Genomic DNA, 22,957 nt, shown 5'->3' with positions numbered 1-22,957 from the left:
AACGTGGGTGAAAACTCACATCGTTTAGTTAAAGCGGGTGTCCCCCGCGCCACCACAATGAACGACCAATTGACATTCGACGATTTACAGGCGTATCGGTCTGGGCAACTGAGCGGACCAGCACGGCATCGTGTTGAGCGGTTACTGCTCGAAAACCCGTTTTACGCGGATGCGCTGGCCGGGTTGGAAGCCATGCAGCAAACGGCTACGAACGTCGCCAATGGCCCAATGGCCGATCAAATGGTCGATCTTCGTGATGCGCTGCATCGGCGTATACATGAATCGGCCAATCGAAAACGGCTCTGGCCCCTCTGGATTGCTACCACAACAGCCGCCATCCTGTTTATGCTGGCGATGGCGATTTATTTTATTTTCTTCGCGCCGAAACATTATCCGAAGTCTAGACCAGCTGTGCCAGCAACAAAAACGGTTTTAAACAAGCAGCATACTATGGGCGAAACAGGTTTTTACCTCATTAACTATCAACGTGTTGCTTGCTGATAGGGCGCGGGTCTTTATGATTACTCAGTATTCATTATGATAGCAAAGCAGGCTCTGAATGAACCCGATCTTCATCGGTCTTGAGAATCATAAAAATCTGTGTTCAAGGTATACCATGGACTTTTTTATAGGCAAAAAAGATTGAAGTCTCCCGAAAAATTAAAACATTTGCCGAACATCAAGCGTTAACGGGGCATATCAACCCATTGATTTATTTATGTTTCGCGCAAATTCACTACGTTCTATTATTCTCTCATCTTTTCTTGTTATCGGTTGTTTATCAGTAAGTTCGGCTCAGCAGCGGTTCACGGCGGGTCCGCGTGTTGGCTTGAATTTATCTAATTACTGGGGTAGCGCCGATGGGATGAGCTTTACGCCTGGAATCACGGCAGGTGCCTTTCTGATGTATAGCTCGCTAAATCATTTCGGTATTTCGGGCGATGTTTTGTATTCGCAACGGGGTACGAGCTATCAGGGCAACAACATGAAGTTTATTCAGCGTGTCAACTACCTCGAAATTCCGGTGGTAGCCCGCTATTTTCTGACCCTGAATGGAAACTTCAGACCGAACCTCTTTGTCGGCCCATCGTTAGGCATCAAACTCAATGCAAAGCGGATAAAAGGGGATTATCTGCAAGGGACTGGTCCGGTTCTGAACGGCGACAACAGCGACGCGTTCAATAATCTGGACTTAGGAGCAACGGGTGGTATTCAGTTGAACTGGGGCACCGGCAATCGGCAGCACTTCCTGATCGACGCCCGGTATACACTGGGGTTAACCGATGTGCAAGCCTTCCCAAACGTATGGGGGCCACGGAGTTCGCTGCAAAATTCAACCGTTTCCATTACGCTTGGCTATGGTTTTGGTGTAGGGCCTGAGTATCGCAGCCGATACAGAAAATAAGACATTTGACTAGGTACGAACCACGAGGTACGGTTTACGATTTAGATAGTGTGATTCATATTTTAATTGGTCACGCAGGAAAAAAATCGTAAATCGTACCTCGTAATTCGTAATATAGTTAGCTTATGCCCTTCAGACGGCCAATTTTTGTTCTCTTCATCAGCATTTTATTCTCCATGCCGGTAGTGGCGCAAACCACTACCCCCGCTTTTCTTAACCTCAACGATCGTCAAAACTGCTGGGTCGATTCGGTATTTACCAACATGTCGCCCGACGACCGGATTGCTCAGCTTATCATGGTGGCGGGCTATTCGAACCGCAAACCTTCCTATGAAGATTCGCTGGTTCGTCTGGTACAAACGGCCAAGCTTGGTGGCGTCGTCATGTTTCAGGGGGGGCCTGTTCGGCAAGCTCAACTGACCAATCGCTTACAGGCCGTTTCGAAAGTTCCGCTGCTGATGGCAATAGATGCCGAGTGGGGACTTGCCATGCGGCTGGACAGTACGGTCCGCTATCCCTATCAGATGACGCTGGGGGCCATGCAAGGGAACGATAGTCTGATTTATCGCATGGGGGCCAGCCTGGCTCGGCAAGCCCGTCGATTAGGTATGCACGTCAACTTTGCGCCCACCGTCGATGTCAACAATAACCCAAACAATCCAGTTATCAACTTCCGCTCGTTTGGCGAAAACAAGTATGATGTCGCTCGTAAAGCCCTCGCTTATGTGAAGGGTATGCAGGACAACCAGCTGTTAACCAGCATCAAACATTTTCCGGGCCATGGCGATACCGGTACCGATTCTCACTACGATCTGCCGCTCATTGCCAAAAGCCGGACTCAGCTCGATTCGCTGGAATTATATCCGTTTCGCGAACTGATTAAAGCGGGTGCCACTGGAGTGATGGTGGCGCATTTGAGTGTCCCGGCACTGGATACGACCCGCAATCGCCCCTCCACTTTATCGCCTGCCATCGTAACGAACCTGCTCAAGAATGAGCTGGGCTTTCAGGGATTAACGTTTTCGGACGCGATGAACATGAAAGCGCTTACGAAGTATTTCCCATCGGGGCAGGCCGACGAGCTGGGTATCGAAGCTGGCCTGGATGTTCTGGAATTTACGGAAGACGTTCCGGCTGCACTGGCGAAAATCAAACAGGCCGTGGCCGCTGGGCGTATCAGTCAGGCGTCGCTGGATGCCCGTTGCCTGAAAGTACTCCGGGCCAAAGTCTGGGCGGGGCTGGATCGATACAAACCCATTGATCTCACCAATCTGGTCAGCGATCTTAACTCAGTACAGGACGATCTGCTCAACCGGAAACTTACCGAAGCGAGTCTAACTGTTCTAAAAAACGATCGGAATCTGCTGCCCCTGCAACGCCTTGATACCCTGCGTATTGCGTCGGTAGCTGTGGAAAGTGATAAGATCACGGCTTTTCAGCAGATGGCCGCCAATTACACGCAGATCAATCATTTCAATATTACGTCCCGCACACCCGACTCAACGCTGGCTCAGGTGCGCGATTCACTGAAGAATTATAACCTGATTCTGGTTGATGTTCACCTGAATAATATTCGTCCGGCTGCCCGCTATGGTTTGCAGGCTAAAACGGCGGCTTTGGTTAGTGAACTAGTATCAACGGGTAAGGCAGTTGTTACAGTATTCGGTAATCCATATGTATTGGATAAACTCACCTTTCCGATGGATACGGTACAGACTGCCCGGAACATCGAACAGGCGCGGGCAGTGGTGATGCCGTATCAGTTGACTAATTATACAGAAGAACTGTCGGCCCAGTTGATATTCGGTGCTATTGGAGCTTCGGGCAAATTGCCGGTCACTGTCAATCAGCGTTTCCGGTTTGGCGATGGTATACCTGTTCAACCCATCGGCCGAATGAAATACACTATTCCCGAAGAAGTGGGCATCGACAGCCGCTACCTGGCGCAGCAAGTTGACTCACTGGTAAACGTGGGGATAACCCAAAAGGCATTTCCGGGCTGCGTGGTTCAGATGGCCAAAGATGGCAAAGTGATCTTCCGAAAAGCATATGGAAACCACACGTACGATGCATCGCTGGGGGCTGAGCCTAAACCTGTCCAGTTGGATGATCTGTATGATATGGCGTCGGTTACGAAAGTGAGCACATCTACCCCGGCCCTGATGAAGCTGGTGGATGAAGGTAAGTTCAATCTGGACGGTAAAATGGCCGATTATCTGCCCTTTCTGAAAAAGTCGAATAAGGCGGGGCTGGTCTGGCGGGATGTACTAACGCACCAGGCCCGGCTGAAAGCCTGGATTCCGTTCTGGATGGACACTAAAAATCCAGATGGTTCCTGGAAGCCTAAAACCTTTAAGGACGAACGCTCGGGCCGTTATCCGATTGAAGTGACCGACAGCCTGTTTGAATTCAAAAACTACCCGAAAGTTATTTATCAGCAAATTCGGGACTCCCCGCTGAATGAGAAGAAAGAGTACGTTTACTCCGATCTTTCGTTCATTATGTATCCCCTCGTGGTGAAGCACCTTACGGGTGTCAACTTCGAGGAATATGTCAAAACCAACTTCTTCCGGCCACTGGGAGCCACTACGCTGACATTTAATCCCCGGCGGTTCTATTCTCTAAACCGAATTGTACCGACCGAATACGATTCGTTGTTTCGCAAAACGCTCATCTGGGGACGTGTACACGACGAAGGGGCTGCCATGCTCAATGGCCTGTCGGGTCATGCGGGGTTGTTTGGGTCGGCCAACGATCTGATGAAAGTGTATGATATGTATCGTCGGATGGGGTCGTATGGTGGACAGCAATTCATTTCGCAGAAAACGATGGCAGAGTTCACCCGCTATCAGTTTCCTGAACTGGGTAACCGTCGTGGATTAGGCTTCGACAAACCCTCGTTCACCTATTCGGGCAATGCACCCCGTTCGGCAACCAAAGCTAGCTTTGGGCATTCTGGATTTACCGGTACGTTTGTATGGGTCGATCCCGATCCGGCCTACAATCTCACCTACGTATTTTTGTGCAACCGTGTGTACCCTACCCGCAATAACAATACGCTGAGTAACCTGAATACCCGAACGAACATTGTGGAAGCATTGTATCAGGCAACTAAACGAGGCATTCAATGAAAGAGTATCTGATTGAGCTACTCAACTATGAGCTTTGGGCTAACCACCGGGTCATTACGGCCCTCGAAACGGTCAGCAATCCACCGCAGCGAGCCGTAGCTGTTATGGGACACATTTTATCCGCACAACAGGTCTGGATAGGTCGAATTACGAACCAGTCGGTGTTTATATCAATCTGGGAAGATATTCCCGTTAGCTGGATGGCCGAAACCGCCGATCGGCAGCACCGTCAGGTGAAGAGCTACGTCGGTGGGCTTTCCGAAGGGCAACTGGCCGAGTCGATTGCCTATAAGGATTCAAAAGGCAATTCCCACCAAACGCCATTGGTCGAAATTTTAACGCACATGAGTCACCACGCGGCTTACCATCGGGGGCAGGTGGTGCAGCTCATCCGGCCCATGCTGGTCGAAGCCCCTGTGACGGATTACATTATCTGGAGCCGGGAGAATCAGAAATAGCCTTCATTCGGGCTATTTCTGATTCGTTATGTATCTTTGTAAGAGTCTGATAATTAGTTTATTGTTCTCTATTTTCTTCCAGTCGATCAGTAAAATAAAACCCCTTGACTCAGTCACTTGTTAAGTTAAGGAACAGTAGTTGCGTTCTGTCTGCACACGCTTCCTGTCTTATACGCCAAGAAAACCATGAAGGTGACGTCAAAAAGCTGGGTAAAACTAGTTCTTCTGGTACTAATGCTCCCGTTTCTGGCGGCAGGGGCTGTCTATTATGTACTGATTCATAATCTGAATCAAATCATCACCTTTGCCGTCGATAAAGAAACGCAGGGAGGCTATGTATTTCAAACCCATGATCTTAGCCTGTCGCTTCTGCATAAAACAGTTACCATCGATAAGCTGGTGTTTACCCGGAAAGATACCACGAAGGCATCCTCCTACTATTCTATAAAAATTCCAGCCGCCTATTTGTCGGTCGAATCATGGCAGGAGTTGTTGATAAACAAACGATTACTGGTCGATAGCTTTTCGGTAAGCAGGCCCGAGGTTGTTATTCACGACTACCGAACCAATGCACATGGGCATAGCCAAACCCGTTTTCATACATCGAGTATTCTCGAAAATCTTCAAAAAACCTTAGCGCATCTGCACGCTAAGTCGTTTAACGTACAGGGCGGAACGTTCGCCCTGTACAAGCGCAATACGACAGACCCATTTTTGATTAAAGACATTAACCTGACGGTTCGCAACTTTTCGAAGATCGACAACGACGACCGACGGGTGCTGGCCTCCGATCATATTGAATTAGCCCTGGGACGCCAGAAATGGGTACTGTCGGACGGAAAAAATACGCTTAGTTTTCGAGGACTGCACTTCATTAGTTCGACCCAGTTATTCGAGATGGATTCGGTCCATTTTCGAAAACCAGCTACCGATAAAAAAGGGGAGTTGAGCTTACGGGCGGAGAAGTTTTTCTTCAATTCCAGCCATTTGCCAGCTGTTTATCAGAAAGGAGAATTGTGGCTCGATACGCTCATTTGCCTAAGGCCCGTTTTGACGTTGCCCATCGAGAGTCGTAAAGACCAGGTAACCGATACCGTTCGTACGATTCAGTCGAACCTTAAAACCCTGTTTAAAACCGTAACGATTGGGTATACACAAATTAAAGATGGGGAGCTACTGCTTGGAAATAAGGCCAATCCGGTATCGAGAGGAGGGACGCAGAAGGCCAATATGAGTATCTACAACCTGGTGCTGAATCCCCAAAGTGAGCACTCGGTCAGTACCGACAGCATCAATCTGAGTTTACGGAATATCGCTTTTTTTTCGCCCGATAGCCTGTTCAAAATCGGGGTCGAATCGTTTCATATGGTTCGAAACGACGTTATTTTTCGAAACGTGCTCTATGGCACGGCTTCCCGAAAAATAACAGGCAAAGGACTGACATTTAAAGCTCCGCTCCTGCAACTGCATGATGTGAGTCTTGAAGATCTGATGCAGAAACGCATTGTGGCGTCGGCGGCCGAGTTGGTACAGCCGAGCATTGATATCAGTGCGACAAAAAAAGGCGATAATCGGCCGAAACCGTTTGTCGTAGCCACAGCCACGCCCCGAAAAGTCGATTTATTCAAAACTCTCCACGGGCTCGGCGAGCTGCTTCAGGTAAAGCGCTTTCAGATCATCAACGCCAATGCACACTATCATCTGGAAGGCGATGGCCCCATGGAGGTAACGATGCATAACATGAATGCCAATGTGTTGCTGAACGATTTTCTGGTCAGCGATTCCTTGATCGACATAAAACATGCTATACCGACGCTAACCATAGCCGATGCACACCTGACGACCAACAAAGTGGCTGTGGCCTTGAAAAATTACACGCTGAAAGGGCAACAGCGCTACAACCAGGTAGATAGGCTACAGGTAAACCTACCCAATGGCACAGTCATGACAGCCAGCAAAGTCTACTGGGATGCCTGGGGATGGGATGCCCTTCAGCATTCGAAAGATATACAGGTCGAGTTGCTCCGTGTGCATGATTTAGCCATTGATGCCCGATTGACGCATAAAAAGCCAGCCCGGCCCTCCCGAGTCCCTTCGTCCGAACCACCCCCAAAGCCGGTCCCCCTCCTGCATATCGATCAACTGATGGCCGATCATATCGCCCTCAACATCGCTTTATCACCACAAACGCAGGCAGGCTTTCAGGGCACTAATGTTCGTATCGATAGACTATCTACCGAAACCGGGGATATTGGTTGGGAACAGTTCAGCGGTAAACTGGTGGATACGTATGTGAATTTCCCGGGTAGTAAACGCCTGTCGGTAGCACAGATCGATCTGAACAGCCAGCAAACATCTACGCTCACGGATCTACGCTACACTGATAATCGGCCTGGCCAGACTATGCAGGTTTTTGTTCCTCAAATCCAGCTCAAAGGCTTATTGAATTCGACTGATTTTTCGACCGTACGCTTTCATTCGCTGCAAATAAACCAGCCCGAACTCACGGTGGTGAGTAAACAACAGCCTACTGGCTCATCGGCCCCCCCCAAAGCTTTTCCAATTCCGTTTACGTTTACCTTACACGATCTTGATGTGCAGGGAGCGAAAGTGGCCTATACGCTGCAAAAAGATTCCAGTTCCATTCAGGTTCAGTCGGTGGTCGATATAGCCGGGCAGAGTTTCTTCGGTGCCAAAGACGAAGCGCTTACCTTTGCGTCCCTACGTATTGTTCCGTCCAGTACAACGTTCAGTACGCCACGACTCAAGACCATTCTGCCTTCGTCTACGATTCAGCTTAGCAATGGAAGTTTATCCGGTACTCAACTGGGCCGTCCAATGCTGGTGGGGCATTTACAGGCTAGTCTGACAGCCAGCGAGTTACGGCCTGTATTGAATCTTAAGAAAAGTATAGCCCCCGACCCTTTACTCATTGGCCATATTACCGCTCAGATCGATTATCCGGGTTTCAGTTGGATGGCGGGCAAAAAACAATCCTGGCGCACCTGGCTGGATCACACCAGTCTGGCTGCCAACAATGTATCGTTCAGGGGGCAAAAAACAGCTATAGATGCTGCTAAGCTGGCTTGGGAGCCGCAAAATGCTCGACTGCGTGTAAGCCGGTTTCGGATAACGCCAACGATGACTAAAGAGGAGTTTATGGCGCCATCCCGTTTGCAGGCCGATTATATAACCGTAAAAGGTGAAGAGGCCCAATTCAACGGGCTGAACTCGGCGCAGTGGAATCGCGATTCGAGCATAGCGATACATCATGTTGTGGTAAAAAATGTAACGACGGACGTGTCGCGCGATAAACGGTTGCCCGATCCCAGCTTCATTCCCGAAAAGCTAATGCCTACTCGGTTGGTCAGGCAGGTGGGTTTCCCGTTTCGGATCGATTCCATATCGGTGATTAACAGCCAGGTGCTTTATCACGAAACCTCCAAATTAACCAATCGGGTGGGTAGCGTTCCGTTGAGAAATATCAATGGCGTTCTGAAAAATATTACCAACCGTCCGAATCGATTAACGGATAGTTTAGTATTGAATGCCAGTACCAAACTGCTGGGGTTACACATCGACCGACTGCTTTATCGGGAATCCTACGGCGATTCGCTGGCTGGGTTCCGAATGTCGCTCAACACCTCGGGTGTCCATCTGCCCGAACTAACCCGGATTACCAGCCCTATGATCGCGGCCAATCTGGAAGCCGGTTATGCACAGCCCATTAGGGCACGGGTAGCGGGGAATCGTTATGCATCGGTCGGTATGATGCAATTGCATTACAAAGACTTGAAAATCCACCTGCTTAGCCCGGCCGATACTACGAAAAAAACGCTGCTCACGAGGTTTAAAAACTTTGTTGTGGGCCAGGTAATTCGCAAAAAGAATGAAGCGGATTCGCGTATTTTTTATGACCGTGATCCGCAGGTCTTTATTTTTGGGTACTGGATCAAAACCATGCTAAGTGGTGTCATGACCAGTGCGGGTGTCAAGCGGAATAAAAAATACCACGATAGTTACTTAAAGCTGAGTCAGCAACGACCTTTGCCTGCCGAACTGGAGTAGCTCGTCTACATTACCTTTTCACTATGAAGTATTTGCTTATCCTTGCGTTATGTGCATCTATCCAGGCTGTTGCGCAGGTACGATTACCCAACAATGAAGCTGGCCAGGTTCAATATCAGGAGATCATTAAAGTACCCAATCCGAAAACACCGGCCCGGCAACTGATGGAACAATTTCATGAGTGGGCCGATGCCTATTATGCGTCCGACCTCACCGCCGAGCAGCAGTATGATCAGGAGCATAATATTCTGTTTGTCAAGTCGATGTACAAAATCCATGACCAGACTGTCCGCTATACATTGACTCTTGAAGCTAAATATGGTCGTTACCGCGCTACCCTAACCGATCTGATCGCCGAAAGCAACGGATTGAGTGCGCCTATCCGCGCCACGAGCAGTACGGTTGCGGAAATGGAACGTTCGGCTGCTGGCAAAACCACTCCGAAAAAAGTGATTGAGCAGACGGTTCAGCGGCAAACAGAATTGTATCAGGAAATTGACAAAGCTTGCCGGGAAACGCTCGCCAATCTGCGCGAGGCTATGTTGACAGAAATGAAAAAATAATATAGCTCGCTAAGTATCGCAAGGCGTTTCGGACGGCCGAAACGCGTAACAGAAAACCAAGTCAAATTTTACCGATGCCGCTCAACACCAACCTGTTCGCAATAGGCCAGAACCGGGCAGGTAGAGCAGTGGGGTAATGTGCCGGTGCAGATGTGCTTTCCAAACGGCATGAGCAGCCGATTGATATTTATCCATTGCGCCTGAGGCACCTGGACTTCCAGCACCTTCAGTGTTTGTTCAGGCTGCTTGGTACTTACATAACCCCAGCGATTGACTACCCGATGCACATGAATATCGACGCTTATAGCTGCCTGACCCGTGGCGACGCCTAAGGCCAGGTTGGCACATTTTGGCCCTACTCCTTTCAGGGACGTCAGCGTATCAAAATCGGCAGGTAAGGTGCCTTTAAATTCATGGATGATGCGTTCGGCGATGCCATGCAGGGTATATGCTTTCTGGTCGGGATAGGTGGTGCCGTAAAGCAGGCTGGTTAAGGTCGGAATATCCAGCGCCAATAGCTGTTCAGGGGTACGGGCTTTCTCGAAAAGACGCAACGAGACAGGGATTGTGGTTTCGTCGAGCGTTCGGATCGAGACAATACACGAAATCAGTTGCTCAAACAAGGTGTTGTATCCTCGTTCGGCCAGGTCGAACATAGCCGCTTTCGGAAAGGGGCGGATGGCTTCGTCAATCCGGGATAACACAAGGCTGAGGTCGAAATCAGGTTTCATATTCCTTTAACACAGAAGAGACGGAGATGTCACGACGAACAGCCGAAAATCTCTCTTAAATCCGTGGCAGCTCCGTCTCGTTGCGTTTAAAGGCATTACACCTTCACAATGACCAGTTCTACCCGGCGGTTTTCAGGACGCTCTTTCAGGCTTTTGTTAGCGTTGATCGGGCGGGAGGGACCATAGCCAACAGTTTCAATTCGACCGGCGCTGATGCCTTTGCTGACCAGATATTTCTTCACTTCATTGACCCGATTCCGCGACAACTCCACGTTGGCATCGAATTCACCCACAATGTCGGTATGCCCTTCCAGCTTGATCTGCATGGTTGGATTGCCCCGCATCACCTCCGCCAGCCGATCCAGTTCAGGATAGGACTCGGGTTTAAGATCGTATCGCGATGCGTTGAAATAAATGTTTTTTAGCGTGATTTTCGCACCCGCTTCAATCGGAACCAGATTGAAATCGCGCGTCACATCCACGCGATTGGTAGCCAGCGTATCACTTTGACTGAAATAGCCTTTGGCAGAGGCCGTTAACGCATAGACACCTTTTCGGCCAATTGGAATCTGGTATTTACCTGTCGGGTCATCGCTTCGCACCGAATCGGCAGGTTCATCGCCAGCCGCTTCGGCTCCCGAAATAAGCCGATAGGTTATTGTAGCGACTATTGGGTCTTTCGTTTTGGCATCGCGCGTAATTCCGTTAATCGCCACCTCCGTTGGGGTTTCTTTAGGCTGTGTAGGTGTAGCGGGTTCATCCGTTCCAACGCCGGGTTTGGTGCGGGGGGTATAGCGGGGTTGCTGCGTTTTGGGTTGTACAGGTACAGGCGTTGGGGCTTTGGGAGTACGCTGCGAGTACTGATTTTTTCGTAATGGATTTATGATGTGTACTCCCCAGAAGTTGAAGCATATATAACCCTGACTGTCTCTACATTCATATAGATCAAAGGTCGTATATCCAGGATCAATCCGTTCAAAATAAGCTACAAAATCAACCCGTTCACCTGGTTGTACACGCCGACGGGTTTCGGCCGGTATATTCTCTGCCCTGATGAATTTATAAGACTTTTCGCCTTGATTAACGTATAAACGGGCCGTAGGCTGGAAACCAATGTTACTTGTTGATTGGCCCTCCCCATTAGGGGCTGGAATTGGAAATGGCCAGGGACGGTTTGGAAGCGTTAGTGCCTGTCTTTGCGATTCAAACTTCATGTAAATGATTGTATACTGAGCAGTCAGTTCGATACGCTTGATGGTAACATCGCGGTCGTTTACGTCATCTACACGCGGGTTTTCGGTTGTGTATTGTACCTGTGCGCGTAAGCCTGTTACGAGCAGAATCAGGCATAAGGTGGACAGGAGTTTCTTGTTCATTATCATTTGCGTTTACGGGCACATATCACTAACGATTAGATGGCAAAAGCTGTTTCATCGTTTAATCAATTGTTCGAAAGATGAGCCATCGGCCGGACTCTCCGATCAAAAATAGCCCTGTTAAGTGGCTGATAGTATTCAGGTTACCATTTTGATGTCTTCATTTTTTGAGGACTGTTTTGGTAGAATGTACTTAGGTGAAATTGGTTGTTTTTACTTAGATAATAAGTAGTTTCTTGTATTATTTGTAGATAGGTTGAAATAAACTTTGAGTAGTTAAATAGGAATTTTCAAACAATTTATCATGCATATTGAAGTCTAAATAGTTGGGTTAATAGATATTTTATGGATATTTTATTCTTTTAATAACTCATTTATTAATTAATTATTCTATTTTAACAATTGTAGTATACTGTCTGATCATGCTTAACAATTTTTTAATTTAATGATGGCTTTTGTACTTTTGCGCTATTATCACTCATGTTTCATTAACAACTTATGAGAAAACTCGTACAGATTAGCTTCCTGTTGCTGATGACAGCCTGGGGGGCTTATGCCCAAAATCAGGTGGTTTCGGGTAGAGTTACATCGTCCGACGATGGCAGTGGATTGCCAGGTGTATCGGTCAGCGTCAAAGGAAGTACACAGGGAACCCTTACCGACGCAACAGGTACGTACCGGCTCAATGTTGGTACTAATGCTACAATCGTTTTCAGTTTTATTGGTTTTACAACGACTGAAGAATCGGTTAATAATCGATCAACGATCAACGTAGTCCTGAAAACCGACGTTCGGAACTTGAATGAGGTTGTTGTAACAGGATACGGTCAGCAAATTAAACGTGACCTGACGGGCAACATCGCGAAAGTAAAAGCGGCCGATATTCAGGATCAACCCGTTACTACCTTCGATCAGGCGCTTCAGGGTAAAGCCGCCGGTGTGCAGATCAATGCCGGGTCGGGTAAACTGGGCCAGGGGATTCAGGTTCGGGTGCGTGGTCAGTCGTCCGTATCAGCGTCGAACCAACCGCTGTATGTAGTGGATGGCACGCCCGTTACGACGGATAACCTGAGCTTCAACAGTGCGGCTACCAACCCATTGGCCGACATTAATCCGCAGGACATCGAATCGGTCGATATTCTGAAAGATGCATCGGCAGGAGCCATTTATGGGGCGCGTGCTGCCAACGGTGTGGTGCTGATCACGACCAAAAAAGGAAAAGCCGGGCGCACCAACATCACGTTTGGTGCACAATACGGATCGAGCAAGCCTACCCGTAAATTACAGTTCCTGAATACAGAGCAGTACGTGAATTTCTATAATAAAGCGGCTGCTAACTCCGACCGTATCGAAGGGCTTGATCCGGCCGATCCCGATTCCTACAGTTCGTACATGAAGGGCTTCTATGAAACACAGGGCCTGGGAACTTATGGAACACCCCAACAGGTTAGCACCAACTGGGGCGATCTGGCCTATCAGGATGCACCGTATCAGCAGTACGATCTGAATCTGAATGGTGGTAACGAAAAAACGACGTTTTATATGTCGGGACAGATTCTGGATCAGAAAGGTATTTTGCTTGGCAACGCCCTCAAACGGTATTCGGGGCGTCTGAATCTGGATCATCAGGTATCAAGTCGGCTACGGGTGGGTATCAATATGGGCCTGACACGCACATTTAACCAACGGATTTCGGCTGATAACCAGTTCGATAATCCGATGCAGATGGTGGCTTTACCGCCAATGACCCCGTCTATCGATCCCACTACGGGACTGCCTGTAGGGACTCCTCCGGGCGACATCAGCATTCCGACCTATTACAACCCAATGATCAACATTGGTAATGCGTACTTCAATACGACAGTCTATCGCACGTTGACCAATGTGTTTGGCCAACTCCAGATCGCTAAAGGATTGTCATTCCGTACGGAGTTTGGTCTGGATGTGCTCAACCAGCAGGAAGAACTGTATTACAACAGCAAAACCCAGCGTAACTTTGGTGCGCCACAGGGTATTGGTCAGAATCGGTACGTTCGGGTAGAGAACTATACGACCAACAACTTCTTTACGTACAATCTGCTGTTTGGCCGTAGTGTCCTTGACCTGACGGCGGGTATGTCGTACCAGCAATCGCAGCAAAAAACCAATTTCACCGAGGGCCGTGATTTCCCATCGGATGCTTATCGGCAGATTATCAGTGCTGCTCGCAAGACGGATGGGTCATCAACGCAAACCGATTACCGCTTCCTGTCGTACTTTGCGCGGGCCAATTACAAATTTTCGGATCGGTATCTGGTCGGTTTAAGTGCCCGGGTCGATGGGTCTTCCCGCTTTGGTCTGAATAGCCGCTACGGTTTCTTCCCGGCAGCATCGGCAGGCTGGGTACTGTCGGAAGAAGATTTCCTGAAAAACAGTACAACCATCAGCTTCCTGAAACTACGGGCCAGTTACGGTCAGACGGGTAATGCCGAGATTCAGAATTTCCCGCAATTGGGTCTGTTTACGGGCGATGCCAGCTATGGTACCCTACCCGGTCAGCGGCCATCGCAGTTAGCAAACCCCGACCTGAAATGGGAAACCACCAATCAGTTCGACGTGGGTGTTGACTTTGGCATCCTGAACAACCGAATCAACGGCGAAATTGACTACTACAACAAGCAAACGTCGGGTCTGTTGCTGAGCGTAAACGTACCGGGCACCACAGGATTTGCTACCCAGTTCCGCAACGTCGGTAGTCTGGAGAACAAAGGGTTTGAGTTTGTGCTGAACACCGAAAACCTCACGGGGGCTTTCCGTTGGACGACCAACCTCAATGCCGCTACCAACACCAACAAAATCACCAACCTACAGGGCCAGATTATTGAAGGAGGTATTAATGCCATGAGCCGGGCGGTGGAAGGACAGCCACTAGGCGTTTTCTTCACACAGGAGTATGCGGGTGTCGATCCGGCCAATGGTGATGCCCTCTGGTATAAAAACACGAAAAATGCCGACGGGTCAATTGATCGCTCAACGACCAATGTATATGGTCAGGCGCAGCGTGTCGTGGTTGGAAGCCCACTGCCTAAATGGACGGCAGGGATGACCAACACCTTCAGTTATAAAGGTTTTACGCTGAGTGTATTGTTCAACGGTGTATTTGGCAACAAGATCAACTTCTACGGTGTAGGTCGGTATTCGTCGGCTAACGGTCGGTATGAAGACAACCAGACCGTCGATCAGCTAGCGGCCTGGACACCACAGAATACCAACACCAACGTACCGGAAGCCCGGTTGTACTACAACAACGGGGCCCAGTCATCCAGTCGCTTCATTCTGGATGGGTCGTTTGTTCGGTTGCGTTCGGCTACCCTATCATACAACCTGCCGAAAGCGTTGATCAACCGGGTGAAACTGACGAACGTTCGGCTGTTTGTGACGGGGCAGAACCTGCTGACGTTTACGAACTATACCGGCTGGGACCCAGAAGTAAACGCCGACTACATTGTATCGAACATTGCCCAAGGATACGATTTCTATACGGCTCCTCAGGCACGCACCATCACGGGCGGTATCAACATCGGTTTCTAATAGCTCCGTTAAAACGGCTTTTCTAAATGCATTTTTCTATGAATTCATCCATAAAACATTGGGTATACGCCGGAACCGTCGGTATGTTGCTGACGGCCTGCGGCAACCGCCTGAACGTTGTGCCAACGCAAAGTATCGAGCAAAGTCAGGCGTTAAATACCGAACAGGACGTACAGATTACGCTGACCGGCGCTTACGACGGTCTGAGTGACGTGAACGTGTATGGCGGGGAAATCCAGTATGCTGGTGACCTGCTGGGCGACAACCGGGATGTCGTATTTGGCGGAACGTATGCAGCCATCGACGAAATCTGGCGCAAGGCTGTCACAACGTCCAACACCTACACCCGCGATTTCTGGCTCGATGGGTACAATGCCATCAACCGGGCCAACAATGTGTTGTCGGCGCTAGATAAAGTAGGGCAGGGCAATCGGGCCAATACAGAAGGACAGGCCCTGTTTATCCGGGGAGCTTTGTATTTTGAACTGGTAAAAGCCTTTGCTAAAGACTGGAGCGATGGTGCACCTGCATCAAATCCGGGGGTTCCTCTCGTGCTGACTGCTACCAACAGTGTAACGGAAGCAGATTACCGTGCCCGCAATACCGTTGCCGAAGTGTATGCTCAGGTGCTGGCCGACCTTACCAAGGCGGAGAGCGATCTGCCCGCTACCCAGTCGGGAGGTAACGGTTTTGCCACGAAGGGAGCTGCGGCTGCTATGCTGGCTCGTGTTTACCTGCAACAGCGGAATTATACCGCAGCGCGTGATGCCGCTAACCGGGTCATCACATCGGGGCAATATAGCCTTGCGCCCAACTTTGCCGATGTATTCAACGATGCCACCAATGGCTCGGAAATGATCTTCAAGATTATCGTGACCGACCAGGACGGGGCCAATGATATGAATACGTTCTACGCTTCGGCGCTCAATCAGGGACGTGGCGATGTGCGGGTGCAAACCAAATTCCGTCAGTTGTACAGTGCGGGCGATGTGCGGGGCACGTTCTTCAATACAGCAGGGCAGAACACCTTCACCAGCAAATACAACGACCAATACGGTGATGTGCCTGTGGTTCGTCTGGCTGAAATGTACCTGATTCGTGCCGAAACGAATCTTCGTCTGAACACCGCTGTTGGCGCTACGCCATTGGCCGATGTTAATCTGGTTCGAGCCCGGTCTAAAGCCACTCCGCTCACGTCGGTCGATCTGGCGGCTATCCTACTGGAACGGCGTCTGGAACTGGCGTTTGAAGGGCAGCAACTTGCCGATGTGAAACGTACGGCCGGTACGGTGGGTACAACCGCTTACAATGCTAATAACCTCGTGCTGCCAATTCCTCAGCGGGAAATCGATACCAACAAAAACCTGGTTCAAAATCCCGGTTACTAAGCTTTAACGGCTAAGCAATAAGAAAACGAGCGAACCTCCAGACGGCGGTTCGCTCGTTTTCTTATCAGGGAATTGATCCAGACTGTGAGGAAGCTAAAATCGGACTAAATACAGTATACTAAATCATAGAGGGCATAAAAATCAGTCGGTTCGCTCATGCGGTTCTATTATTTTATACGGAAACCCCAGGGCCGATTAATTCTGTGATAGAATCGTTACCCGTTCAGCCCAGTTTGTTCCGGGCGGAATTTTCATCCGGTTTCCTTGGGGAGTGATTAAGACCTTGGTAGGGTATTCGCCGACCCGGAATTGTTTGATAAAGGTTTCATCGGCCATTACAACGGGAAACGTATACCCATGTTTTTTCATGAACTCCCTGACCCGCACTTCGGTGTCGTGTGAGGCAGCGGTAAAAACCACAATATTGCCAGGACCATTCTTTTGTAAATCGGTATAAAAAGTCTGGAAGCGGGGCAGCTCTTCTACGCAGGGCTGGCACCAGGTTCCCCAGAAATCAATCAATATCCACTTTCCGCGAAGCGTTTTATAGTCGAATACGCTAGTGCTGAGGTCTGTCATTCGAAACGTCTCAGAAGGCTTCAACTTTTCATTGAGCTTTTTTGTCCAGTAGGTCTGGAAGGGTATGGTTGAAAAATGGGTTTTCTGATAGTAGTTTTTAAGCAGGGGCAGATTGCCGGGGTCAGCCAGCGTCAGTTCCGTTAGTACATCTACCGCCTTGGTGGTGTCGCCTTTTGCCATCAGGAATTGGGCATACCCTTCATGAAAATCTTCCTTGCCATCCAGCAGAAACGCGGCTTCATAGAAATAGGCCGACTTGGCCATCCGGTCGGTATCGTCGGGGCTGAACTGAGAGGCCGCTTTCAAATACGACTCGGCCAGCGTCGGATTTTGCTGACTTAACGCTTCATTGGCTTTCACAAAATTCGCATAAGCCATCAGATACCGGAAGTAGGCTCGCCCGGCCCGTTGTCTTCGATCATCGGTTTGTTGATAGTAAAACCCATTCACTGCGTGCTCAAGCCGACGACGAGTGTGTTCAAACAAGGTGTCGGCCAGTTCAGCATAGGCAGGGTGTGGCTTTAAGGCGTTATAAATCAATAACGCATACCGATCCAGCCGATTCCCGATTTCTTCTTCAGTACGCTCCTGAGCAACCATAAATCCCTTCAGTAATTGGTGAAGTTTCAGACTATTGTTCAGATTGGATTGGATGTCCTGCCATTGGTGTAGTGGGTACGTACTGCGCTGAAGGGCCAGGTTACCCGAATATAGTTTTTGAAGCAATTGCCGGGCAAAAACGCTATCGGACGGCGAATGGGTTGACGGAATGAAGTTTTGGGCGAAATTGTCGTGAACCAGAAAGTTTAACAGTTCTGGACTTTCGAGAGCGAGTTGTTGCGCATAGTAACTGGCCGAGTCGAGTTTTTTCTGACCGTATGCATCCTGAAACTGGTTGAAATGAGTAGCTGCCTGCATGGGTAACGTCTGCGCCTGCGAGAACAGACCACAAATCAGCAGTAGAAACGTAGCAAGGATAGGGTAGGGTTTATACATACGTGGTTGGCTATAAGTTATGAACGACTGCTTTGTGCGTTGATGTATTCAGTAGAATGCATATTTATACGATGCACTAGCAGCCAATAATCCATAATTTGCCGGATGCCCCGTACCTTTGCACTTAGAGGCAGATGCATCGAAACCCGAGCCGCCCGAAAATTGCCCGTATAATGTCTGTAAAGCCCAAAAAAGAACTCGGTCAGCATTTTTTAAAGGACCTTAGTATTGCGCAGCGTATCGCCGAGCTACTGACCGGACATGGCAACTATCAGGAAGTGCTTGAGATAGGGCCGGGAATGGGGGTGTTAACGCAATTTTTACTGAACGATAATCGGTTTCAGACGTATGTTATTGAGATTGACCGGGAATCGGTCGATTATCTGAAACAGCATTTTCCAGCACTGGAAGGTCGGATTCTGCCGTCCGATTTTCTGACTATCCGCCCCGACTTATTACCTACTAAACAACCCGATAGTACGGAGCCTTTTGCTGTGATAGGCAACTTCCCGTACAATATTTCGACCCAGATTCTCTTTAAAGTGCTGGACATGCGCGATCGGGTGCCTGAGGTGGTGGGTATGTTTCAGCGGGAGGTAGCGCAGCGCGTAGCGTCGGGGCCAGGCAACAAAGATTACGGTATCCTGAGTGTGCTGCTGCAAGCCTGGTACGACATCAAATACGAATTTACGGTTGATCCAGACGTGTTTAATCCGCCCCCCAAAGTGTATTCCGGTGTGATTTCGCTTCGACGTAATGATAAAACGGAGTTGGGTTGTGATGAAAAGAAATTTGTACAGGTGGTCAAACACGGATTCAATCAGCGTCGGAAAACGCTCCGAAATGCCTTAAAGCCGCTGGGTCTGACCGAAGCTGCCCTTGCCAGTCCCTACCTCGAAAAACGCGCCGAACAGCTCAGCGTGGCACAGTTTGTGGAATTGACAGTATTAATGAGCGAAAGAGCGAAAGAGTGAAAGACAGGCTTTCCTAGTAAAATCACTCTTTCGCTCTTTCACTCTTTCGCTTTTTAAGTCGTGACGTTCGAACTCACCAAAGAATACCTGGAACGAATCCAGTCGGCCATTGATGCGGGCGACGACGCGCTGTTGCGCGCGGAGATGGAAGAGCTGTTTCCAGCCGATATTTCGGGTATTCTGGATGAGTTGGAATCCGAATCAGCGCATTATCTGCTGAGTTTGCTGGATAAATCGGTAGGGGCTGAAATTCTGGCTAATCTTGACCCGGCCGAACGTACCAATCTGTTAAAGCTCTTTACCTCCGAAGAACTGGCTCCGTTTATCAACCAGATGGATTCGGACGATGCCGTTGACTTGCTCAATGAGCAGCCTATTCAGGTGCGCGAGGAAGTCATGGGATTGCTGGAAGACCGCGAGCAGGCGCGGTTCATTCTGGACCTGCTGCATTACGAAGATGGTGTAGCGGGTAGCCTGATGCAGAAAGAGTTGATCAAGATCAACGTCAATCTGACGGTGAATGCCTGCATCGAGGAAATTCGGAAACAGGCCGAAGATGTCGAAAACGTGTACGCGGTGTATGTGGTCGATGACGTAGGCAAACTACTTGGGCTGGTATCGTTGAAGAAAATCGTGCTGGCCCGTAAGAATGCCAAAATTGCCGATATCTACGACGAGGATGTTGTCTTTGTGGAAACCTACCGACCCGTTGCGGAAGTGGCCGAGGTGATGCAAAAGTATGACCTGGATGCTGTTCCGGTCGTCAATGTGCAGCAACGCCTGCTGGGCCGGATTACTATTGATGACGTCGTCGATGTAATTACCGAGCAGGCCGAAGAAGACATTCAGGTGATTTCGGGGTTATCGGGCGAAGTAGAGGAAGATGACAATGTCTGGCAGCGGTCGAAAGTACAATTGCCCTGGCTGGTGGCGGGTGCTGTAGGAAGTTTGTTGGCGGCTACCGTGATTAATGGGTTTCAAAGCGAACTGGGCAAAGTAGCTGCGCTGGCGGCCTTTATTCCGATCATTGGATCGACGGGCGGGAATGTGGGCATTCAAACCTCGTCACTCATTCTGCAAAGCCTCACTGATTCTACGGGGCTGAGTATGACGATGGCCAAACGGCTTCTTCGCACATTACTGGTCGCTATTATCAATGGCTTAGTCGTCGGCCTGATTGCAGGGACGTATACGTTTATTATTGGCGAGCCCCGGCTGTTTTTTGTGGTGGCTATTTCGTTGCTGGCTGTAGTTTTACTAGCCTCGTTTATGGGTACCGTTACCCCCTTGGTACTCAATCGGATCGGGGTGAACCCGGCGGTAGCCTCCGGCCCATTTATTACCACAGCCAACGACCTCATTGGCATAGGGGTCTATTTCCTGATTGCGCAGGGGCTATTGGCTGAGGTATAGAATAGAAGCGTTAATTTAATCAGGATAGACGAATACATTCTACATCGTTCCGTAGTAGTCAAAACTCTTTTGGTAATAACGAGAGTTTCTTTTAGAGATTGTAGTTGATTTTATTGAAATGGTTTACTATTTAGTAGGGTTTTTATAAATTAGCTTTTCGATAATTCAAGTTAACGGCGTGCCTAAGCTACTGATCTACCGGGCTGTCTGGATATTTACTATATTCGGAACAGATATTTTTGAGAATCGTAAACATGTTCATGTAGGCCGCAAGGGGACCGAGCAACTTTGTAAAGTATGGCTGGAGCCTGATGTTGAGATGGCGAAATCGGGTGAGTTGTCATTCAGTGAACAGCGGGAAGTTTTGCAGATCACAGTGTTATATAGAGAAGAATTGATTCAGCAATGGGAACAATTCCTATCTGGGCAGAAAGTGGAAATTATAAAAATCAATTGATATGGTAAGCGTGAAACCTCCGGTTGAAGGATATTGGGATGTTGTACCTAAGGTACAATCGATCAGTTTTCCGACCAATAACCAGTTACGGGTTGAACTGGAAGATGGGCGTGCTATCATTATGCCCCTTGACCGTTTCCCAAGTATCCAAAAACTAACTCCAGAACAACGGCTATATTGGTATAAATATGGTAATGGCTTTTCGTTTGACGATGCTGACGAAGTTATTCATATTGAACAGATTCTGGGGAATTTTAACCTGTATCGGCATGAAGCCTAATGCAAGCTCATGACGATACGCTTTGCGACTCCAACTGATGCGCCAGCCATTCTGGCGATCTATGCGCCGTACATTACCGATACGACCATTACGTTTGAATACGATGTTCCATCAGTCGATACCTTTACGGAACGTATCCGATCCATTCAGCAACAACTTCCGTATTTGGTAGCCGAGGTCGATGGCCGTGTGCTGGGGTATGCCTATGCCGCAAAACACAGGGATCGACCGGCCTATCAATGGTCGGTCGAGACGTCAGTGTATGTGCATCCCGACGGGCATCGAAAAGGGATTGCCCGCCAGCTTTATACCAACTTGTTCGCCTACCTGCGTCAGCAGGGCTATTATAATGCTTATGCGGGCATAACCTTACCAAATCCGAAGAGTGAAGCCTTTCACCAGTCAATGGGTTTTGAGCCGGTTGGGGTTTACCGGCATATTGGTTATAAAATGGGGGCCTGGCATAGTGTGGCCTGGTTTCAACTCGTTCTGCAACCTCACCAATTGAATCCGCCTGCGCCTATAGCCATACGTTTGATCGATCGCAGATTGTTCTGATTCATATGATTTGCACAGATCTTGATGAATCAGAACCGGAGCGTCGGGCCAGTATCATAACAATCTATGGTCTATTGATTATAACCTGATGGTATCCAGTTCAATATTAAACAATTGTTAACATTGATATTGTCGATTTAATATGACCCTAACGTTATCTACTTTTGTGCGTAATTCTACTTAGAGAAGCACTGTAGCAGATTTTAATTGTGAATCGCATAAAACGTATTAGTGTACTGACGATGACTCTGGTTTGGGGGTTTATTGGACGTACACAGGCACAAACGTCGCTTACACCCTCTACCCCGACAGGAACCTGGCTGATTGGTACATTGGTGCTACCGGGCGGTGAAAAAAAATGGGGTGGCTTTGCCGAAATACAGGCACGGGGCAACAGTATTTTTCAGCAGTTCTTCTACAACGAATTGAAAGGTGGTGTCAGTTATGATGTCGATAAAAACTTTTCATTGATGGTAGCCGGAGGGCGGTATGCTACCTACGACTACCAGGATTTATCGGCGGGGCCACTCAACACCGAGAAACGGTTGTGGGAGCAGTTGACCGTCAACCAATATTTATCGCGACTCAAATTTGAACACCGATACCGGATTGAGCAGCGGTGGTTTACCTATCGGGATGGCAGTACACCCTTTCGGAATCGAATACGCTACCGATTCAACACGTTCATCCCACTAAACAAGCACACCATTACGGATAAAACCATATTCCTGTCGATTTACGACGAGATTTTCCTCAATCCGGTTGGGCCTGTCTTTGAGCGGAATCGCTTTTATGTGGGCGCTGGCTATCAATTCGACTCACAGTGGATTTTGCAGGTTGGTGCTGTCAATCAGACAAATTATAATCCGGCAACGTTTGAAAGTGGCGTGTTTTCTCCCCAGACCGCTACGGGTAAAAACAATCTTGTCATTGGCTTGATCTATCGTTTGAAACGTCGTGGTGATTCGGAGAAACTGCCGACACAGCCCGATTAGTGATGGACTAGGATC

Annotated in this window: 17 protein-coding genes; 14 read left to right on the top strand and 3 right to left on the bottom strand. The window is 48.8% G+C overall.

Going from position 1 to position 22,957, the window contains the following annotated elements:
- Positions 1–57 precede the first annotated feature (57 nt).
- The 6 genes from B5M13_RS22975 to B5M13_RS22950 all read left to right on the top strand — a co-directional run bounded on the left by B5M13_RS22975 (position 58) and on the right by B5M13_RS22950 (position 9,625).
- Positions 58–501: an anti-sigma factor gene (locus B5M13_RS22975; RefSeq protein ID WP_080057896.1), complete on the top strand. Its 444-nt coding sequence runs from the start codon at positions 58–60 to the stop codon at positions 499–501.
- Between the two features lie 217 nt (positions 502–718).
- On the top strand, positions 719–1,405 hold the full coding sequence (locus B5M13_RS22970; protein ID WP_080057895.1) for a porin family protein: 687 nt from the start codon (positions 719–721) through the stop codon (positions 1,403–1,405).
- A 125-nt stretch (positions 1,406–1,530) separates the two neighbouring features.
- Positions 1,531–4,536, top strand: a complete 3,006-nt coding sequence (locus B5M13_RS22965) for a glycoside hydrolase family 3 N-terminal domain-containing protein (RefSeq protein WP_080057894.1) — start codon at positions 1,531–1,533, stop codon at positions 4,534–4,536.
- Complete coding sequence (locus B5M13_RS22960; RefSeq protein WP_080057893.1) at positions 4,533–4,994, top strand: DinB family protein; 462 nt, start codon at positions 4,533–4,535, stop codon at positions 4,992–4,994. Before B5M13_RS22965 ends, B5M13_RS22960 begins: the two co-directional genes overlap by 4 nt.
- A gap of 186 nt (positions 4,995–5,180) precedes the next feature.
- A complete protein-coding gene (locus B5M13_RS22955) occupies positions 5,181–9,062 on the top strand; it encodes a hypothetical protein (protein WP_080057892.1) in 3,882 nt (1,293 codons plus the stop codon).
- 23 nt (positions 9,063–9,085) lie between these two features.
- Entirely contained in the window at positions 9,086–9,625 is a 540-nt protein-coding gene (locus B5M13_RS22950) for a DUF4468 domain-containing protein (RefSeq protein WP_080057891.1), read from the top strand.
- Between the two features lie 68 nt (positions 9,626–9,693).
- Here the strand turns inward: B5M13_RS22950 and B5M13_RS22945 are convergent, their stop codons facing one another.
- A complete protein-coding gene (locus tag B5M13_RS22945; RefSeq protein WP_080057890.1) occupies positions 9,694–10,356 on the bottom strand; it encodes an endonuclease III domain-containing protein in 663 nt (220 codons plus the stop codon).
- Between the two features lie 95 nt (positions 10,357–10,451).
- Positions 10,452–11,732 (bottom strand): OmpA family protein, encoded by a 1,281-nt coding sequence (locus B5M13_RS22940; protein WP_080057889.1) that lies wholly within the window; start codon positions 11,730–11,732, stop codon positions 10,452–10,454.
- Between the two features lie 498 nt (positions 11,733–12,230).
- Here B5M13_RS22940 and B5M13_RS22935 point away from each other — a divergent pair, with 498 nt between their 5' ends.
- Positions 12,231–15,302, top strand: coding sequence for a SusC/RagA family TonB-linked outer membrane protein (locus B5M13_RS22935; protein WP_080057888.1), 3,072 nt, complete (start codon positions 12,231–12,233; stop codon positions 15,300–15,302).
- 38 nt (positions 15,303–15,340) lie between these two features.
- Complete coding sequence (locus B5M13_RS22930; protein WP_170061176.1) at positions 15,341–16,690, top strand: RagB/SusD family nutrient uptake outer membrane protein; 1,350 nt, start codon at positions 15,341–15,343, stop codon at positions 16,688–16,690.
- 195 nt (positions 16,691–16,885) lie between these two features.
- Here B5M13_RS22930 and B5M13_RS22925 read toward each other — a convergent pair whose 3' ends face one another.
- Positions 16,886–18,265, bottom strand: coding sequence for a TlpA disulfide reductase family protein (locus B5M13_RS22925; RefSeq protein ID WP_080057886.1), 1,380 nt, complete (start codon positions 18,263–18,265; stop codon positions 16,886–16,888).
- A 173-nt stretch (positions 18,266–18,438) separates the two neighbouring features.
- On the opposite strand from B5M13_RS22925, the gene rsmA reads away from it, so the two are divergent.
- The 6 genes from rsmA (at position 18,439) to B5M13_RS22895 (ending at position 22,942) form a co-directional block, all read left to right on the top strand.
- Entirely contained in the window at positions 18,439–19,239 is an 801-nt protein-coding gene (gene rsmA, locus B5M13_RS22920; RefSeq protein WP_080057885.1) for a 16S rRNA (adenine(1518)-N(6)/adenine(1519)-N(6))-dimethyltransferase RsmA, read from the top strand.
- Between the two features lie 60 nt (positions 19,240–19,299).
- Entirely contained in the window at positions 19,300–20,652 is a 1,353-nt protein-coding gene (gene mgtE, locus B5M13_RS22915; protein WP_080057884.1) for a magnesium transporter, read from the top strand.
- 178 nt (positions 20,653–20,830) lie between these two features.
- The gene (locus B5M13_RS22910; RefSeq protein WP_170061175.1) at positions 20,831–21,109 is read left to right on the top strand and encodes a DUF4160 domain-containing protein; all 279 of its coding nucleotides are present in this window, start codon (positions 20,831–20,833) and stop codon (positions 21,107–21,109) included.
- Position 21,110: 1 nt separating this feature from the next.
- Positions 21,111–21,389: a DUF2442 domain-containing protein gene (locus tag B5M13_RS22905; protein ID WP_080057882.1), complete on the top strand. Its 279-nt coding sequence runs from the start codon at positions 21,111–21,113 to the stop codon at positions 21,387–21,389.
- 9 nt (positions 21,390–21,398) lie between these two features.
- Positions 21,399–21,947 (top strand): arsinothricin resistance N-acetyltransferase ArsN1 family B, encoded by a 549-nt coding sequence (locus B5M13_RS22900; RefSeq protein ID WP_080057881.1) that lies wholly within the window; start codon positions 21,399–21,401, stop codon positions 21,945–21,947.
- Between the two features lie 209 nt (positions 21,948–22,156).
- The gene (locus B5M13_RS22895; protein WP_080057880.1) at positions 22,157–22,942 is read left to right on the top strand and encodes a DUF2490 domain-containing protein; all 786 of its coding nucleotides are present in this window, start codon (positions 22,157–22,159) and stop codon (positions 22,940–22,942) included.
- Positions 22,943–22,957 lie beyond the last annotated feature (15 nt).

The sequence above is a fragment of the Spirosoma aerolatum genome, assembly GCF_002056795.1.
GTDB classification, from domain to species: Bacteria; Bacteroidota; Bacteroidia; order Cytophagales; family Spirosomataceae; genus Spirosoma; species Spirosoma aerolatum.
Note: the sequence above shows the minus strand (reverse complement) of the source record. Positions and strands in the feature narration are given on the sequence as shown.

Excerpts from the sequence above, each read along its gene's own strand:
- B5M13_RS22900 (WP_080057881.1), top strand. The coding sequence starts at position 21,399 with ATGACGATACGCTTTGCGACTCCAACTGATGCGCCAGCCATTCTGGCG.
- B5M13_RS22925 (WP_080057886.1), bottom strand. The coding sequence starts at position 18,265 with ATGTATAAACCCTACCCTATCCTTGCTACGTTTCTACTGCTGATTTGT.
- B5M13_RS22940 (WP_080057889.1), bottom strand. The coding sequence starts at position 11,732 with ATGAACAAGAAACTCCTGTCCACCTTATGCCTGATTCTGCTCGTAACA.
- B5M13_RS22955 (WP_080057892.1), top strand. The coding sequence starts at position 5,181 with ATGAAGGTGACGTCAAAAAGCTGGGTAAAACTAGTTCTTCTGGTACTA.
- B5M13_RS22970 (WP_080057895.1), top strand. The coding sequence starts at position 719 with ATGTTTCGCGCAAATTCACTACGTTCTATTATTCTCTCATCTTTTCTT.
- B5M13_RS22945 (WP_080057890.1), bottom strand. The coding sequence starts at position 10,356 with ATGAAACCTGATTTCGACCTCAGCCTTGTGTTATCCCGGATTGACGAA.
- B5M13_RS22930 (WP_170061176.1), top strand. The coding sequence starts at position 15,341 with ATGAATTCATCCATAAAACATTGGGTATACGCCGGAACCGTCGGTATG.
- B5M13_RS22950 (WP_080057891.1), top strand. The coding sequence starts at position 9,086 with ATGAAGTATTTGCTTATCCTTGCGTTATGTGCATCTATCCAGGCTGTT.
- B5M13_RS22935 (WP_080057888.1), top strand. The coding sequence starts at position 12,231 with ATGAGAAAACTCGTACAGATTAGCTTCCTGTTGCTGATGACAGCCTGG.
- B5M13_RS22960 (WP_080057893.1), top strand. The coding sequence starts at position 4,533 with ATGAAAGAGTATCTGATTGAGCTACTCAACTATGAGCTTTGGGCTAAC.
- rsmA (WP_080057885.1), top strand. The coding sequence starts at position 18,439 with ATGTCTGTAAAGCCCAAAAAAGAACTCGGTCAGCATTTTTTAAAGGAC.
- B5M13_RS22905 (WP_080057882.1), top strand. The coding sequence starts at position 21,111 with ATGGTAAGCGTGAAACCTCCGGTTGAAGGATATTGGGATGTTGTACCT.
- B5M13_RS22965 (WP_080057894.1), top strand. The coding sequence starts at position 1,531 with ATGCCCTTCAGACGGCCAATTTTTGTTCTCTTCATCAGCATTTTATTC.
- B5M13_RS22975 (WP_080057896.1), top strand. The coding sequence starts at position 58 with ATGAACGACCAATTGACATTCGACGATTTACAGGCGTATCGGTCTGGG.